The organism is Paraburkholderia suaedae (assembly GCF_040812055.1).
GTDB lineage: Bacteria > Pseudomonadota > Gammaproteobacteria > Burkholderiales > Burkholderiaceae > Paraburkholderia.
Genome location: NZ_JBFOAH010000032.1, coordinates 14,054 through 27,772 on the forward strand (window position 1 = coordinate 14,054; position 13,719 = coordinate 27,772).

Consider the following 13,719-nt stretch of genomic DNA (forward strand, 5'->3'; position numbering starts at 1 on the left):
GTTGGCGGTATTTGCCTGCAACAAGCGTTCCCGCACGGATGACCGGACTTCGTGACCGGCGGGATGGGAAGCGCAGGGCGAGCCGTCGCCGGGGACCCGGCCTTGCAGCCAGCTGGGTTAGCGTCCGCCGGATACGTCCAGCAGCGCGCCGGTCACGTACGACGCGGCGTCGCTCAGCAACCAGACGATGGATTCGGCCACTTCCTCGGCGCTGCCGGGGCGGCCGAGCGGCGTACTCGCACCCAGCTGCGCGGCGCGCCCGGGCTTGCCGCCGCTCGCATGGATTTCCGTATCGATCAGGCCGGGGCGCACGGCGTTGACCCGCACGCCCTGCGGGCCGAGTTCTTTGGCGAGGCCGAGCGTCATCGTATCGACGGCGCCTTTCGAGCCTGCATAGTCGACGTATTCGTTCGGTGAGCCGAGGCGCGACGCCGCCGACGAAACGTTGACGATCACGCCGCCAGCGCCGCCGCGATCGGTCGACATGCGCCGCGCGGCTTCGCGCGCGCACAGATACGCACCGAGCACGTTGACGTCGAAGATCCGTTTCAGACGCGCCAGGTCCATGTCGGCGAGCTGACTCGACGGCGCGACGATTCCGGCGTTATTGACGAGCGCATCGAGCCGGCCGAAGGTTTGTTCGACTGCGTCGAACATCGCGATCACATCGGCTTCGTTGGCGACATCGCCTTCTATCGCCACCGCGCGGCCGCCGCCGCGCTCGACTTCGGCGACGGCTTCCTGGGCCGCGGCAACATCGCGCGCATAGTTCACGCCGACGGACCAGCCCCGCGCGCCAAGCAAACGCGCGCTCGCTCGGCCGATGCCGCGGCTGCCACCCGTGATCAGAACGGCTTTCGTCATCGCAACCTCATGGTTCGGTGAGGGCCGCGCCAGGTGCGGCCGATATTGCACGCGCCTGAACGGCGTGCAGCGCAAGCAGGGCAGTACGCGCCGCGTCGCGCGCGCTCAAACGAGGCCCGTCGAGCGCAATGGCGTCAGACCAGGTGCGTCAGACCGAGTCGCGTTTGATCGCCCATTTGTCGCGGCTGGGCGGTCGATAGCGTCGTAGCTTGCCGATCAGCGCGACCGGATCGGCATCCATTTGCAGGATGTCCAGAAAACTCTGCCGCATGAAACCCTCATCCACCGTATGCCGCAGCATGCGCATCAACGGATCGTAGAACCCGCCGATATCGAGCAACGCCACCGGCTTGCCATGGTAGCCGAGTTGCGCCCACGTATAGACTTCGAACAGCTCCTCGAGGGTGCCCACCCCGCCTGGCATCGCGACGAACGCGTCGGACAGGTCGGCCATCATCTTCTTGCGGTGATGCATGTCGGGCACCACGTGCAACTCGGTCAGCCCGTGATGGGCCACTTCCTTGTTGACCAGCAGCTCGGGAATCACGCCGATTGCGCGGCCGCCTTCGGCCATCACCGTGTCCGCGATCACGCCCATCAGCCCGACCTTGCCGCCGCCGTAGATCAGCGCGAGACCCGCCTGCACCAGCGCGCGGCCAAAGGCGCGGGCGGCGTCCGCATACAACGGTTTGGCCCCGTTCGCGGAGCCGCAATAGACACACACCGACTTCATGCTCAGCTGTCCTTCGATTCGTTGCGGGGCGCCGCGCCTTCCCTCGGCGGCAGATAGTCGTAGAACTCGCGCCTGGGCAGCTTGCCGGATACGAGGTCGTCGAAAATCTGCCGCGCGCGGCCGCGCAGGTAAGGCGCCATCATCGACACGATCTGCACGCTCACCTGATGCAGTTCCGTGCGTATCGTTTCCTGCTCGTTGTATTTGCGCGGGTTCATCACGAACTGATACGACAGCCAGTAGGTGCCGATCACGCCGACGTTGGTGGCGATCACCTGGATTTCCTGCGGCGTGGCGACCATTTCGCCGTCCGCGACGAGCTGCTCGCAGAACTGGCTCGCAAAGCGCACTTTGTGGCTGATGATCTGCTTGAAGTGTGTTTCGAGTGTGCGGTTGCGCGCGAGCAGGTCGTTCAGGTCGCGATACAGGAAACGGTAGCGCCACATGAAATCGACCATGTACTGCAGATACGACCACATTTCGTCGATGGTCGCGCGGTGGTCGTCGGGGAAGCGCAAACGCTTTTCGATCTCCTGCTCGAACTGGCCGAAGATGCTGTTGATGATGTCGTCTTTATTGCGGAAGTGGTAGTACAGATTGCCTGGACTGATTTCCATTTCCTCGGCGATGGTCGTCGTCGTGACGTTCGGCTCACCGATTTCGTTGAACAGCTTCAACGACAGTTCGAGAATCCGTTCGCGCGTGCGGCGGGGAGGTTTGGGTTCCATTTCGTCCGGCCCTGGTTACGCCGGGCTGGGCGCGCGGCGGCGTGCCGCTGCTGCGTTTTCCACCCGGATGCGGTTGGTATGTTATGGCGCCCTGAACCCGGCGCTGCGCGGCAGGTCCCCCGAAAGGGCCAGGAAACCGGGGGCGGCCCGTTTCCTGTGGGACTGTCTAACGATTATAAACCGACCGTTCTTATACCAAGCCGATCGCAAGGGTTTTGACGCTTTTGCGGCTCGACGCACGCGAGTCTGCATGGGCATGATGCGGCGCATGCGGCGCCATGACACGAGTCACGACAGTGCGCCAAGCCAGCGCACCACGAGCGGTCCGACGATCACGCCCCATGTCATCACGCACATGCCGAGCGCGACCATCACGGCCGCGCTGCCCAGGTCTTTTGCGCGGCGCGACAGTTCGTGGCGCTCGAGCGAAATCCGGTCGATCGCCGCTTCCACGCTCGAATTGAGCAGCTCGACGATCAGCACCAGCAGCACGGAGCCAAGCAGCAACACGCGCGAGACCGGCTCGACCGGCACCACCAGTCCACACGGAATCAGGATTGCGGCGAGCGTGAGTTCCTGACGAAACGCGCTCTCCTCGCGAATCGCGACGCGAAAGCCGGCCAGCGAATTCTTCATCGCGTGCCAGGCGCGCGTGAGTCCCCGATTGCCTTTGTACGGGTTGAAGGGCAGCGGCGCGAGCGGATCGTCGGGGCTGAGCGGTTCGTGCGGTGCGGGGTCGGCGCGGCTCACGGCGTGGTTCGTGCGCCCACCGTGTGCATCGTCGACGTCATCCGGTGTGGCGGGCTCGCCGACGTCTTCGAAGGGATCGCAGCCAGCGTGATCGCGCTCGGCCTCGATCGCGTGCAGTGCGCCGTTCGGCGCGCGCTCGATGGTTGATCGGTCGGATCGGCTAAATCGCATGGACGGCCTTTGCGCGCCGCGTCACGCGGCGGCGCTTTCCTCGCGATACGACGCGTGCGGCAGCGGCTTGAGGTGCGACGCGAACTGCGCGGACGCGGCCGCCCACGAGAAGCGTTCCGCCCACGCACGCGCCTCATGGCGATCGATCTTCAGCGCTTCCAGACAGGCCTCGCGCAGGTCTTCGTGCATCGCACCCGCGCCGCCGTCGCCCAGCACGTCGATCGGACCCGTGACAGGATAGGCCGCGACCGGCGTGCCGCACGCGAGCGCTTCGAGCAGCACGAGGCCGAAGGTATCCGTGCGGCTCGGGAACACGAACACGTCGGCCGCCGCGTACACCTTCGCGAGTTCCGCTTGTGTGAGCACGCCCAGATAGTTCGCTTGCGGATAGCGCGACTTCAGTTCGGCGAGCGCCGGGCCTTCGCCCGCGACCCACTTCGAGCCGGGCAGATCGAGCTGCAAAAACGCCTCGACGTTCTTCTCGACGGCCACGCGTCCGACGTACAGAAAGATCGGCCGCGCGGAGTTGAGCACCTTCGAGTCCATTGGGTGGAAAATTTTCAGATCGACACCGCGGGTCCACAGCACGACGTTCGTGAAGCCGAACTTCTCGAGGTCCTGCTTGACGACCGGCGTGGGCGCCATCACGGCCAGCGACGGCTTATGAAACCAGTGCAGGAATTTGTACGTCGCGGCCAACGGAACGCCGAAACGCGCCTGCACGTATTCCGGAAAGCGCGTGTGATAGGCGGTCGTAAACGGCAGCTTGTGGCGCAATGCGTAGGCGCGTGCGGCCATGCCGAGCGGGCCTTCGGTGGCGATGTGCAGCGCATCGGGCGCGAAGGCGGCGATGCGCGCACCCAGCTTGCGGCGCGGCAGCAGCGACAGGCGAATCTCCGGATACGTCGGACAGGCGATCGTTCTGAATTCGAGCGGTGTCAGCAGATCCACGCGATGACCGAGCGCGGTCAGTTCACGCATGGTGTTTTTCAGCGTACGCACCACGCCGTTGACCTGCGGTTCCCATGCGTCGGTGACGATCATGATTTTCATCGGCTTGTTCCTCGGTTCGGGTGCAATGTAGATCAGGATAACTAAGCGCTCGCCTCGGCTTTCTGCGCGCCGGCTTGCTCAGCGTGCAGCGCGGTCCAGTAGATCACCTTGAGTTCGCCTTCACGGGTCTCGACGAGCGCCGACAGACTCTCGACCCAGTCGCCGTCGTTGCAGTACAGCACACCGTCGATGTCGCGCATCTCGGCTTTGTGAATGTGTCCGCACACCACGCCGTCGCAGCCACGTCGGCGCGCTTCGTCGGTCATCACGCGCTCGAACGACGAGATGAAGTTCACCGCGTTTTTCACCTGGTGCTTGAGGTACTGCGACAGCGACCAGTACGGAAAGCCGAGCTTGCTGCGGATGCGGTTGAACCAGCGGTTCAGGACGAGGATCATCGTGTAGAGCGTGTCGCCGAGATAGGCGAGCCACTTGGCGTGCTGGATCACGCCATCGAACAGATCGCCGTGGACGATCCACAGACGCTTCCCGGCGAGCGTGGTGTGAAACGCTTCGCCGCGCACGTGGATGTCGCCGAACGCGAGGTCGCAGAACTGGCGCGCGGCTTCGTCGTGATTGCCGGGCACGTAGATCACCCGGGTGCCTTTGCGCGCCTTGCGCAGCACTTTCTGTACGACGTCGTTATGCGCCTGCGGCCAGTACCAGCCTTTCTTGAGTTGCCAGCCGTCGATGATGTCGCCGACCAGATACAGGTAATCGGACTCGTTGTGACGCAGGAAGTCGAGCAGATAGGGCGCCTGGCAGCCGCTCGAGCCGAGATGGATGTCGGACAGCCAGATGGTGCGGTAGCGATGGCAGGCGGCGTGCTCGTCGTCGGGATGAGCGGCATGGTCGTCAGGCGGCGACGTCACCGGCAGCGGCACCCCGTGGCGAGCCGGGCTCGGGTCCGGGCGGAACGCGACAGGGTCGACGCTCGGGGCGGTCTGGCGGAACAGGGAAGTCGCGGACGGTTTGGGGTCCATGGCTCACGCGTCGAGTGGCGGTGTGCGTATTGGGCCCGGCGCGCGTGACGGTGCCGTGACAGTCATGAGAAGTTCTTATTACTGCAGGGGGATCGCGGGGGCAGGCGGGGACGCTAGTCTGGTTTGCGCCGGGCAGCGGTTCAAGCGGGGCGCGCAGCGGTCGGGGACATGCGAGCGGCGGGGTGATGGGCTGCGTAGGGAGAACCACGCAGCGAAAACTGCGTAGACATAAGGAGAACCAGGTAGCGAGAACAGTGTAAGGAAAACTGCGTAATCGGAGTTGCTGTCGACCCGGGCATGAACCGCGTCATGAACTTTGCCGCACGACCTACCCGCCGAACTGCGTGGCACGCTCCGCCCGTGCAGTCACCCCGCGGGCAAGTCATCGCGCCACGGCAATCACCCGCGTGCCCGCGAGCCGGTCGTGTAGGAATCGACGCTGCGTGCCGAAAAAACCGGTTGCGGCCCACAGCACGAACCAGATGCCGGTGATCGCCAGGGTCTGCGGCAAGCGCAACCCGAGCAGCGGATGCAGCGCGAGCGGCGGCAGGAACCACAGCCACGCGAGCAGGTAGCGGGCGATCGCCCGGCCCGCGGACAGCGGCGAGCCGTCGGCCGCGACGACGCGCAGGCGCCAGGTTTTCATCGGCAGGGTCTGGCCGCCGTGGGTCCAGAACCACACGAAATACAGGCCGACCACGAGGCCGATCCACGCGGCGAGCAGGTTGTGATGAGTCAGCCCGTTGCGTTGTTGGGTCAGCGTGCTGAACAGATAGCCGGCGATGAACACGACGCCGAACAGGATCAGCGCTTCGTAGAGCAGCGCCGCAAGGCGCCGGCGAACGGTCGGGGCGGTGCCGGGTGCGTTGACAGCCAAGGACGAGGGGGCGAGCGACTCGGACACAGGCGACGCCGATCAGGAGCCGTTGAAAATCGACGGCGCTTCGGCCGGCGATACCGGCACCGGCGTGGCGGGCACGAAACTCCCCGCGGGCGCAATGGCCGGGGCGGCCGGGGTGGCCGCCGGACTCGGCAACGCTGCGCCTGCCGCGGCGCTCGCGGCCGCGAGTTCGCCGGCGCCGTGCTCGCGCGCGTTGACGAGGCGGTCGAGTCCCTTGATCTCCCGGTGCGCAAGCGGCGGGGCGCTGACGACGCTCGGCCGCCGCTTGCGCTCGCTGGCGGCAAGGCGCTCCTTCTGTTCCTCGGGCAACTGCTGGTAGGCCTTCCACGCGTTCTGACGAGTCTCGCGCGGCAATTCCTTCGACACCTGGTAGTTTTCGCGGGCGACGCGCCGCTGGTCGGGCGTCATGCGCACCCATTCGGTCATGCGCTCGTGCAGGCGCTTTTGCGCGTCGGTCGACATCTTAGGGTAGCGCAATGCGATCTTGAGCCACTTGCGCTTACGCTCGTCGCTGAACGAATCCCACTGCGATTCGAACGGCGCGAGGGCGACGTGCTGGGCCGCGCTCAGGCGCGACCATGCCATCGGGCTGTTGCTGCCGGGCAAGTGCGGCAATTCGACGGCGAGCGCCGGGGCCGGCGCTTTCGTGGTGGCGTTGCCGGCGGGCGCAGGCGCGCCGCTCGGCGGGGCGCTCGGATGAAAGCGCGGATACGTCGCGGCGAACGACACCAAAGCCGCGATCGCACATCCGAAAACAACCGCCAGCCCGCGCTTGTAATTCACCCGAAAAATCTCCCGCTCAATGGGCGCGTGAAAGATACGCGTTGAAACCGTGGTCGAGATAGGCATTGAGCGGCAGATCGTCGCTGAGCATGGCGGCGTCGATGTCGGCGAGTTCGGCGGTGCGCTGCTGGTCCTCCCAGTACGCAATGCCGACGAGACTCACGACGAGCGCGGCGAGCGGCCACGCCAGCGCGAAGCGGCGCAGCGGCGAACGGCGCCGCCGCGGGGTTTCGACTTGCGGCAGGGCGGCCGGCATGCCGGCGAAAGCCGGCGCGAACACCGGCGCGCTGACGGTTTCGGGCTTCTTGCGGGCGAGCGCGGCACGGCGTGCGGCGGCGAGTCGATCGACGGTGGCGGGGGCAAGACCGGCGGCGTTTTCGTCGAGCGCACGGCGCACCTGGCGCGCGAACTCGAGTTCTTTTGTTTCGAGGGAGCTCATAGCGTGATTCCTTTGGCCTTGAGCGCTTGCGCCAGCGTGTGGGTGGCTCGCGAGCAGTGCGTTTTCACACTGCCCTCGGAGCAGCCCATCGCGGCGGCAGTCTCGGCGACATCCATATCTTCCCAATAACGCATGAGAAACGCCTCCCGTTGACGTGCCGGTAATTTTTGGATCTCGTCGTCGATCGACTGCAACACCTGTTCGCGTTCGAGTTTCTGCTCGTTGCTCTCCGCGCCGGCGGAACCCTGCTGCGCCTCGAATGTTTCGAGCGGATCGAACTCGTCGTCGTCGGCATTGCCCAGCGACGAAAACAGACTGACCCACGTATTGCGTACTTTGGCACGACGGAAATAGTCGTGCATCGCATTCTGCAGAATACGCTGAAACAGCAACGGCAACTCGGCCGCCGGACGGTCGCCGTAGTTTTCGGCGAGCTTGATCATCGCGTCCTGCACGATATCGAGCGAGGCGTCGTCGTCCCGCACGGCGTAGACCGTCTGCTTGAATGCGCGCCTTTCGACGCCCGCCAGAAAATCGGCGAGTTCCTTGTCTGATGCCATCCGTTTGGGGGTCGGCGCAGCGAGCGTGCGCGTATTGGTAAAAAAATGTCGTAAAGCTCGCGGATGCTAACAAACTTTTGCGCGATCTGGGGGAAACGCGGCCTACCTTGCAGTTAGATAACGGCATTTGGCCCGATTGCGGCCAATATCGGAATCGACGCGCAGACGAAAGGCAATAATTTCTTGACCGTATGAACGCCAGCGGATATCTTCGCTGGTTCGCAACATAAGTGACTTGTCTCATTTGAGGTGTGGCCCAAGAAGCTCACCTGTCAACTGGACGCGCCGCTTGAACCCGAGCCACAAGCCCGGCAGAGAGCACCCGATCAATTTTTTGCCGAAAATTCGAAAGGTGAATAAATGAATATGCCCAGCGCGGAATTCTCCACGTCGGATACGACCCCTCCTCACGAAGCCGACTCTATCGGCGCCACCGTGCTCATGAAAGCACTGGCCGACGAAGACGTCGAGTTCATCTGGGGCTATCCCGGCGGCTCGGTACTCTACATTTACGACGAGCTCTACAAGCAGGACAAATTCCAGCACGTCCTCGTGCGCCACGAGCAGGCCGCGGTCCACGCTGCCGACGCGTATGCGCGCTCCACCGGCAAGGTCGGTGTGTGCCTCGTGACCTCCGGCCCCGGCGTCACGAATGCGGTGACGGGCATCGCCACTGCGTACATGGATTCGATCCCGCTGGTGGTGATCAGCGGCCAGGTGCCGACGGCCGCAATCGGCCAGGATGCGTTCCAGGAGTGCGACACGGTCGGCATCACGCGTCCGTGCGTGAAGCACAACTTCCTCGTGAAGGACGTGCGCGAGCTCGCCGCCACGGTCAAGAAGGCCTTCTATATCGCCCGTACCGGCCGTCCCGGTCCGGTGCTGATCGACATCCCGAAAGACGTTTCGAAGGCGGCTTGTCCGTACGAACCGGTCAGGAACGTATCGCTGCGCTCGTACAACCCGGTCACGAAGGGGCACTCGGGCCAGATCCGCAAGGCCGTTTCGCTGTTGCTGTCGGCGAGGCGTCCGTACATCTACACCGGCGGCGGCATCATTCTCGCGGATGCCTCGCGTGAGCTGAACCAGTTCGCCGACCTGCTCGGCTATCCGGTGACCAACACGTTGATGGGCTTGGGCGGCTACCGCGCGAGCGACAAAAAATTCCTCGGCATGCTCGGCATGCACGGCACGTACGAAGCAAACATGGCGATGCAGCACTGCGACGTGCTGATCGCAATCGGTGCGCGCTTTGACGACCGCGTGATCGGCGACCCGGCGCACTTCGCGTCGCGTCCGCGAAAGATCATCCATATCGACATCGATCCTTCTTCCATTTCCAAGCGCGTCAAGGTCGACATTCCGATCGTCGGCGACGTCCGGGAAGTGCTGAAAGAACTGATCGAGCAGTTGCAGACGGCCGAGCATGGCCCGGACACCGCGGCGCTCGCCGACTGGTGGAAGGACATCGAAGCCTGGCGCGCGAAAGACTGCCTGAAGTTCGACCGCAAGAGCGACATCATCAAGCCGCAGTACGTGGTGGAAAAAGCGTGGGAACTGACTGACGGCAATGCCTTCGTGTGTTCCGACGTCGGCCAGCACCAGATGTGGGCGGCGCAGTTCTACAGGTTTAACAAGCCGCGCCGCTGGATCAACTCCGGGGGGCTCGGCACGATGGGCTTCGGCCTGCCGGCGGCGATGGGCGTGAAGATGGCGCACCCGGACGACGACGTGCTCTGCATCACGGGCGAAGGTTCGATCCAGATGTGCATCCAGGAACTCTCGACCTGCAAGCAGTACGAGACACCGGTGAAAATCATCTCGCTGAACAACCGTTATCTCGGCATGGTTCGCCAGTGGCAGCAGATCGAATACAGCAAGCGCTATTCGCATTCGTATATGGACGCGCTGCCGGATTTCGTGAAGCTCGCCGAAGCCTACGGCCACGTCGGCATGCGGATCGAACGCTCGGCTGACGTCGAGCCGGCGCTCAAGGAAGCGCTGCGGCTGAAAGATCGCACGGTGTTTCTCGATTTCCAGACCGATCCGACGGAAAACGTCTGGCCGATGGTTCAGGCCGGCAAGGGCATCACCGAGATGCTCATGGGTTCGGAAGATCTATAACGACGGCGCGTTGGGGTGCGTTAGCGCGCATCCCAGCGCCGGTTTCGTCATGCACGCCTTCAAAAAAGGCGCGGGCGGACGAAGCGGCGCCGCACCGCTCGCAGACATCGACAAACATCTGGAACAAGCGAATCATGAGACATATCATTTCCGTCCTGCTGGAAAACGAACCGGGCGCGTTATCACGCGTGGTGGGTCTCTTTTCGGCACGCGGCTATAACATTGAAACCTTGACGGTGGCGCCGACCGAAGATCGTTCGCTGTCGCGCATGACCATCGTCTCCGTTGGCTCGGACGACGTGATCGAACAGATCACGAAGCATCTCAACCGCCTGATCGAGGTGGTGAAAGTGGTCGACCTTACCGAGGGCGCCCACATCGAGCGCGAGCTGATGCTGATCAAGGTGAGGGCGGTCGGCAAGGAGCGTGAAGAGATGAAGCGGATGTCGGATATTTTCCGCGGCCGCATCATCGACGTCACCGAAAAGACCTACACGATCGAACTGACGGGGGCGGCCGACAAGCTCGACGCCTTCATCGAAGGGCTCGACTCCACGGCGATTCTCGAAACGGTCCGCACGGGCAGTTCGGGCATCGGTCGCGGCGAGCGCATTCTGAAGGTTTGACGCGCGGCGCGGCAGCCGCAACGCAACGTCTCGACAGAACGGCCGGGCCCGCCCGATGAGTGACCGACGCGCCCGGCCGGCAAGACACTATTCGCAACATTTGTATCTTACTGATTCATCGAATCTAGCCAAGGAACCGACATGAAAGTTTTCTACGACAAGGACGCCGATCTCTCCCTCATCAAGGGCAAGCAGGTCACCATCATCGGCTATGGCTCGCAAGGCCATGCGCACGCGCTGAACCTGAGCGAAAGCGGCGTAAAGATCACGGTCGGTCTGCGCAAGGGCGGCGCATCGTGGAGCAAGGCTGAGAACGCTGGCCTGCAAGTGAAGGAAGTGGCCGAGGCCGTCAAGGGCGCGGACGTCGTCATGATGCTGCTGCCGGACGAGCAGATCGCCGACGTGTACGCGAAAGAAGTGCACGCGAACATCAAGCAAGGCGCGGCGCTCGCCTTCGCGCACGGCTTCAACGTGCACTACGGTCAAGTGATTCCGCGTGCCGATCTGGACGTCATCATGATCGCGCCGAAGGCGCCGGGCCACACGGTTCGCGGCACCTACTCGCAAGGTGGCGGCGTGCCGCACCTGATCGCGGTCGCGCAAGACAAGTCGGGCGCAGCACGTGACATCGCACTGTCGTACGCTGCGGCGAACGGCGGCGGGCGTGCCGGCATCATCGAAACCAACTTCCGCGAAGAAACGGAAACGGACCTGTTCGGCGAACAGGCCGTGCTGTGCGGCGGTACGGTCGACCTGATCAAGGCTGGCTTCGAAACGCTGGTCGAAGCGGGCTACGCGCCGGAAATGGCGTACTTCGAATGCCTGCACGAACTGAAGCTGATCGTCGACCTGATCTACGAAGGCGGCATCGCGAACATGAACTACTCGATCTCGAACAACGCCGAATATGGCGAGTACGTGACGGGTCCGCGCATCGTGACGGCCGAAACGAAGAAGGCGATGAAGGCCGTGCTGACCGACATCCAGACGGGCGAGTACGCAAAGAGCTTCATTATCGAAAACAAGGCTGGCGCACCGACGCTGCAATCGCGTCGCCGTCTGACGGCCGAGCACCAGATCGAGCAGGTCGGTTCCAAGCTCCGCGCAATGATGCCGTGGATCGCGAAGAACAAGCTGGTCGACCAATCGAAGAACTAATCGTTCGCCCGGCTAGATGCCAGGCGAGTCACCGCTGAAGTCAGGTCGGGCGCATTCGCGCGGCGACCGGACAAATCAAAAAGCCGTCCAAGGGTGCTGAACCCTGGGCGGCTTTTGCTATCCTACGGTTTTACAAAAAAACAGAAGCCATCCATGAATTACCCTCATCCGATCATCGCGCGAGAAGGCTGGCCGTTCATCGCCATCGCGGCCGTCGTTGCATTACTGGTTCAAGCCTTCGCGGGGTTCGGCATTGCATGGCTCTTCTGGCTGATCCTGATCTTCATCGTGCAGTTCTTCCGCGACCCGGCCCGGCCGATTCCGACCCAGGCCAACGCCGTGCTGTGTCCGGCTGACGGGCGCATCGTCGCGGTCGAAACGACGTACGATCCGTACGCGAACCGTGAAGCGCTGAAGATCAGCGTGTTCATGAACGTGTTCAACGTCCACTCGCAGCGCTCGCCGGTGGACGGCGCGATCTCCAAGGTCGAATACTTCCCGGGCGCCTATCTGAATGCGGCGGTCGACAAGGCATCGCTCGAAAACGAGCGCAATGCGGTGGTCATCCAAACGGCCGGCGGCCAGATGGTCACGTCGGTCCAGATTGCCGGGCTGATCGCGCGGCGGATTCTCTGCTACGTGCGTCCGGGCGAACCGCTGACCCGCGGTCAGCGCTACGGATTCATCCGCTTCGGCTCGCGTGTCGACGTGTATCTGCCGGTGGGCAGCCGTCCGCGTGTGTCGATCGGCGAAAAGGTGTCCGCGTCGTCCACCATCCTCGCTGAACTCTGAAGCGGCAAACAGGAGGTTTCCGAATGGCCGCATTCAAACCGCGTCGACCCCGCAACAGTGGACCGCTGCCGCGTCCTTTCCGCCGCAACAAGCCGATCGTGGCGGAGTCGCCGGCCGTGGAAAGCCGGCGCGCGCAGCGTCAGCAGTTCCTGAGAAAGCGCGGCATTTATCTGCTGCCGAACGCGTTCACCACGGCGGCGCTGTTCTGCGGCTTCTTCGCCGTCGTCCAGGCAATGAACGTGCGCTTCGAGATCGCGGCCATCGCGATCTTCGTGGCGATGGTGCTCGACGGCATGGACGGGCGCGTCGCGCGTATGACGCATACGCAAAGCGCGTTCGGCGAGCAGTTCGACAGCCTGTCGGACATGGTCTCGTTCGGCGTCGCGCCGGCGCTCGTGATGTACGAGTGGATTCTCAAGGATCTCGGCCGCTGGGGCTGGCTCGCGGCGTTCGTCTATTGCTCGGGCGCGGCTTTGCGGCTCGCCCGCTTCAATACGAACATCGGCGTCGTCGACAAGCGTTTTTTCCAGGGTATGCCGAGCCCGGCCGCGGCGGCATTGATCGCCGGTTTCGTATGGCTCGCCACCGACAACCGCGTGCCGCTCAAGCTGGTCTGGCTGCCATGGGTTGCATTTGTGCTGACCATCTACGCCGGCGTGACGATGGTGTCGAATGCGCCGTTCTACAGCGGCAAAGCGCTGGACGTGCGGCATCGCGTGCCGTTCGGTGTCATTCTGCTGGTGGTGGTCGCGTTCGTGCTGGTGTCGTCCGATCCGCCGCTGATGCTGTTCGGCCTGTTCGTGCTGTACGGCTTGTCCGGTTACGTGTTCTGGGGCTATCAGGCGCTGCGCGGCAGGGCGAATCCAGCCCGTTCGGTGGCGCACGACAGGTAGGGGAGCGCGTCGGCAACCGGTATTGACGCGAACAAGCGGCATCCTTCGGACTGCCGCTTTTTCTTTTGACAACCCCGCCAGGTGGCGCTTGCAGCGCGAGCCTGACGCTAATTGCGTGGCGGCCGGAATGCCGCTATAGTCGTCGGATGACTTTGTTCGCG

The 13,719-nt window shown here is 63.7% G+C and carries 15 protein-coding genes; 5 read left to right on the forward strand and 10 right to left on the reverse strand.

All coding sequences use genetic code 11. The features are described 5' to 3' along the window. Positions 1-117 precede the first annotated feature (117 nt). From ABQJ48_RS31220 to ABQJ48_RS31265, 10 genes are all read right to left on the reverse strand, one after another. Positions 118-864, reverse strand: coding sequence for an SDR family oxidoreductase (locus ABQJ48_RS31220; RefSeq protein WP_367841801.1), 747 nt, complete (start codon positions 862-864; stop codon positions 118-120). A gap of 148 nt (positions 865-1,012) precedes the next feature. Then, positions 1,013-1,597: an LOG family protein gene (locus tag ABQJ48_RS31225; protein WP_367841802.1), complete on the reverse strand. Its 585-nt coding sequence runs from the start codon at positions 1,595-1,597 to the stop codon at positions 1,013-1,015. 2 nt (positions 1,598-1,599) lie between these two features. Continuing rightward, entirely contained in the window at positions 1,600-2,325 is a 726-nt protein-coding gene (locus ABQJ48_RS31230; RefSeq protein WP_367841803.1) for a TetR/AcrR family transcriptional regulator, read from the reverse strand. 288 nt (positions 2,326-2,613) lie between these two features. Next, complete coding sequence (locus tag ABQJ48_RS31235) at positions 2,614-3,246, reverse strand: diacylglycerol kinase (RefSeq protein WP_367841804.1); 633 nt, start codon at positions 3,244-3,246, stop codon at positions 2,614-2,616. A gap of 21 nt (positions 3,247-3,267) precedes the next feature. Beyond that, positions 3,268-4,299 carry a glycosyltransferase family 4 protein gene (locus tag ABQJ48_RS31240; protein WP_367841805.1) on the reverse strand — a complete coding sequence of 344 codons (1,032 nt, stop codon included), beginning with the start codon at positions 4,297-4,299 and terminating at the stop codon, positions 3,268-3,270. 41 nt (positions 4,300-4,340) lie between these two features. Then, entirely contained in the window at positions 4,341-5,282 is a 942-nt protein-coding gene (locus ABQJ48_RS31245; protein ID WP_367841806.1) for a UDP-2,3-diacylglucosamine diphosphatase, read from the reverse strand. 382 nt (positions 5,283-5,664) lie between these two features. Then, entirely contained in the window at positions 5,665-6,186 is a 522-nt protein-coding gene (locus ABQJ48_RS31250) for an RDD family protein (protein WP_367841807.1), read from the reverse strand. A gap of 12 nt (positions 6,187-6,198) precedes the next feature. Continuing rightward, positions 6,199-6,966: a DUF3106 domain-containing protein gene (locus tag ABQJ48_RS31255; protein WP_367841808.1), complete on the reverse strand. Its 768-nt coding sequence runs from the start codon at positions 6,964-6,966 to the stop codon at positions 6,199-6,201. A gap of 16 nt (positions 6,967-6,982) precedes the next feature. Beyond that, positions 6,983-7,405: a DUF3619 family protein gene (locus ABQJ48_RS31260; RefSeq protein ID WP_367841809.1), complete on the reverse strand. Its 423-nt coding sequence runs from the start codon at positions 7,403-7,405 to the stop codon at positions 6,983-6,985. Beyond that, positions 7,402-7,965: an RNA polymerase sigma factor gene (locus ABQJ48_RS31265; protein ID WP_367841810.1), complete on the reverse strand. Its 564-nt coding sequence runs from the start codon at positions 7,963-7,965 to the stop codon at positions 7,402-7,404. Before ABQJ48_RS31265 ends, ABQJ48_RS31260 begins: the two co-directional genes overlap by 4 nt. 360 nt (positions 7,966-8,325) lie before the next feature. On the opposite strand from ABQJ48_RS31265, the gene ABQJ48_RS31270 reads away from it, so the two are divergent. From ABQJ48_RS31270 to pssA, 5 genes are all read left to right on the forward strand, one after another. Then, positions 8,326-10,089, forward strand: a complete 1,764-nt coding sequence (locus ABQJ48_RS31270) for an acetolactate synthase 3 catalytic subunit (protein WP_367841811.1) — start codon at positions 8,326-8,328, stop codon at positions 10,087-10,089. A 134-nt stretch (positions 10,090-10,223) separates the two neighbouring features. Then, positions 10,224-10,715 (forward strand): acetolactate synthase small subunit, encoded by a 492-nt coding sequence (gene ilvN, locus ABQJ48_RS31275; protein ID WP_367841812.1) that lies wholly within the window; start codon positions 10,224-10,226, stop codon positions 10,713-10,715. Positions 10,716-10,856: 141 nt separating this feature from the next. Next, positions 10,857-11,873 (forward strand): ketol-acid reductoisomerase, encoded by a 1,017-nt coding sequence (gene ilvC / locus ABQJ48_RS31280; protein ID WP_149673740.1) that lies wholly within the window; start codon positions 10,857-10,859, stop codon positions 11,871-11,873. A gap of 153 nt (positions 11,874-12,026) precedes the next feature. Next, positions 12,027-12,665 carry a phosphatidylserine decarboxylase gene (locus tag ABQJ48_RS31285; RefSeq protein ID WP_367841813.1) on the forward strand — a complete coding sequence of 213 codons (639 nt, stop codon included), beginning with the start codon at positions 12,027-12,029 and terminating at the stop codon, positions 12,663-12,665. Positions 12,666-12,688: 23 nt separating this feature from the next. Then, positions 12,689-13,558: a CDP-diacylglycerol--serine O-phosphatidyltransferase gene (gene pssA, locus ABQJ48_RS31290; protein WP_367841814.1), complete on the forward strand. Its 870-nt coding sequence runs from the start codon at positions 12,689-12,691 to the stop codon at positions 13,556-13,558. The last annotated feature ends 161 nt before the right edge of the window (positions 13,559-13,719 follow it).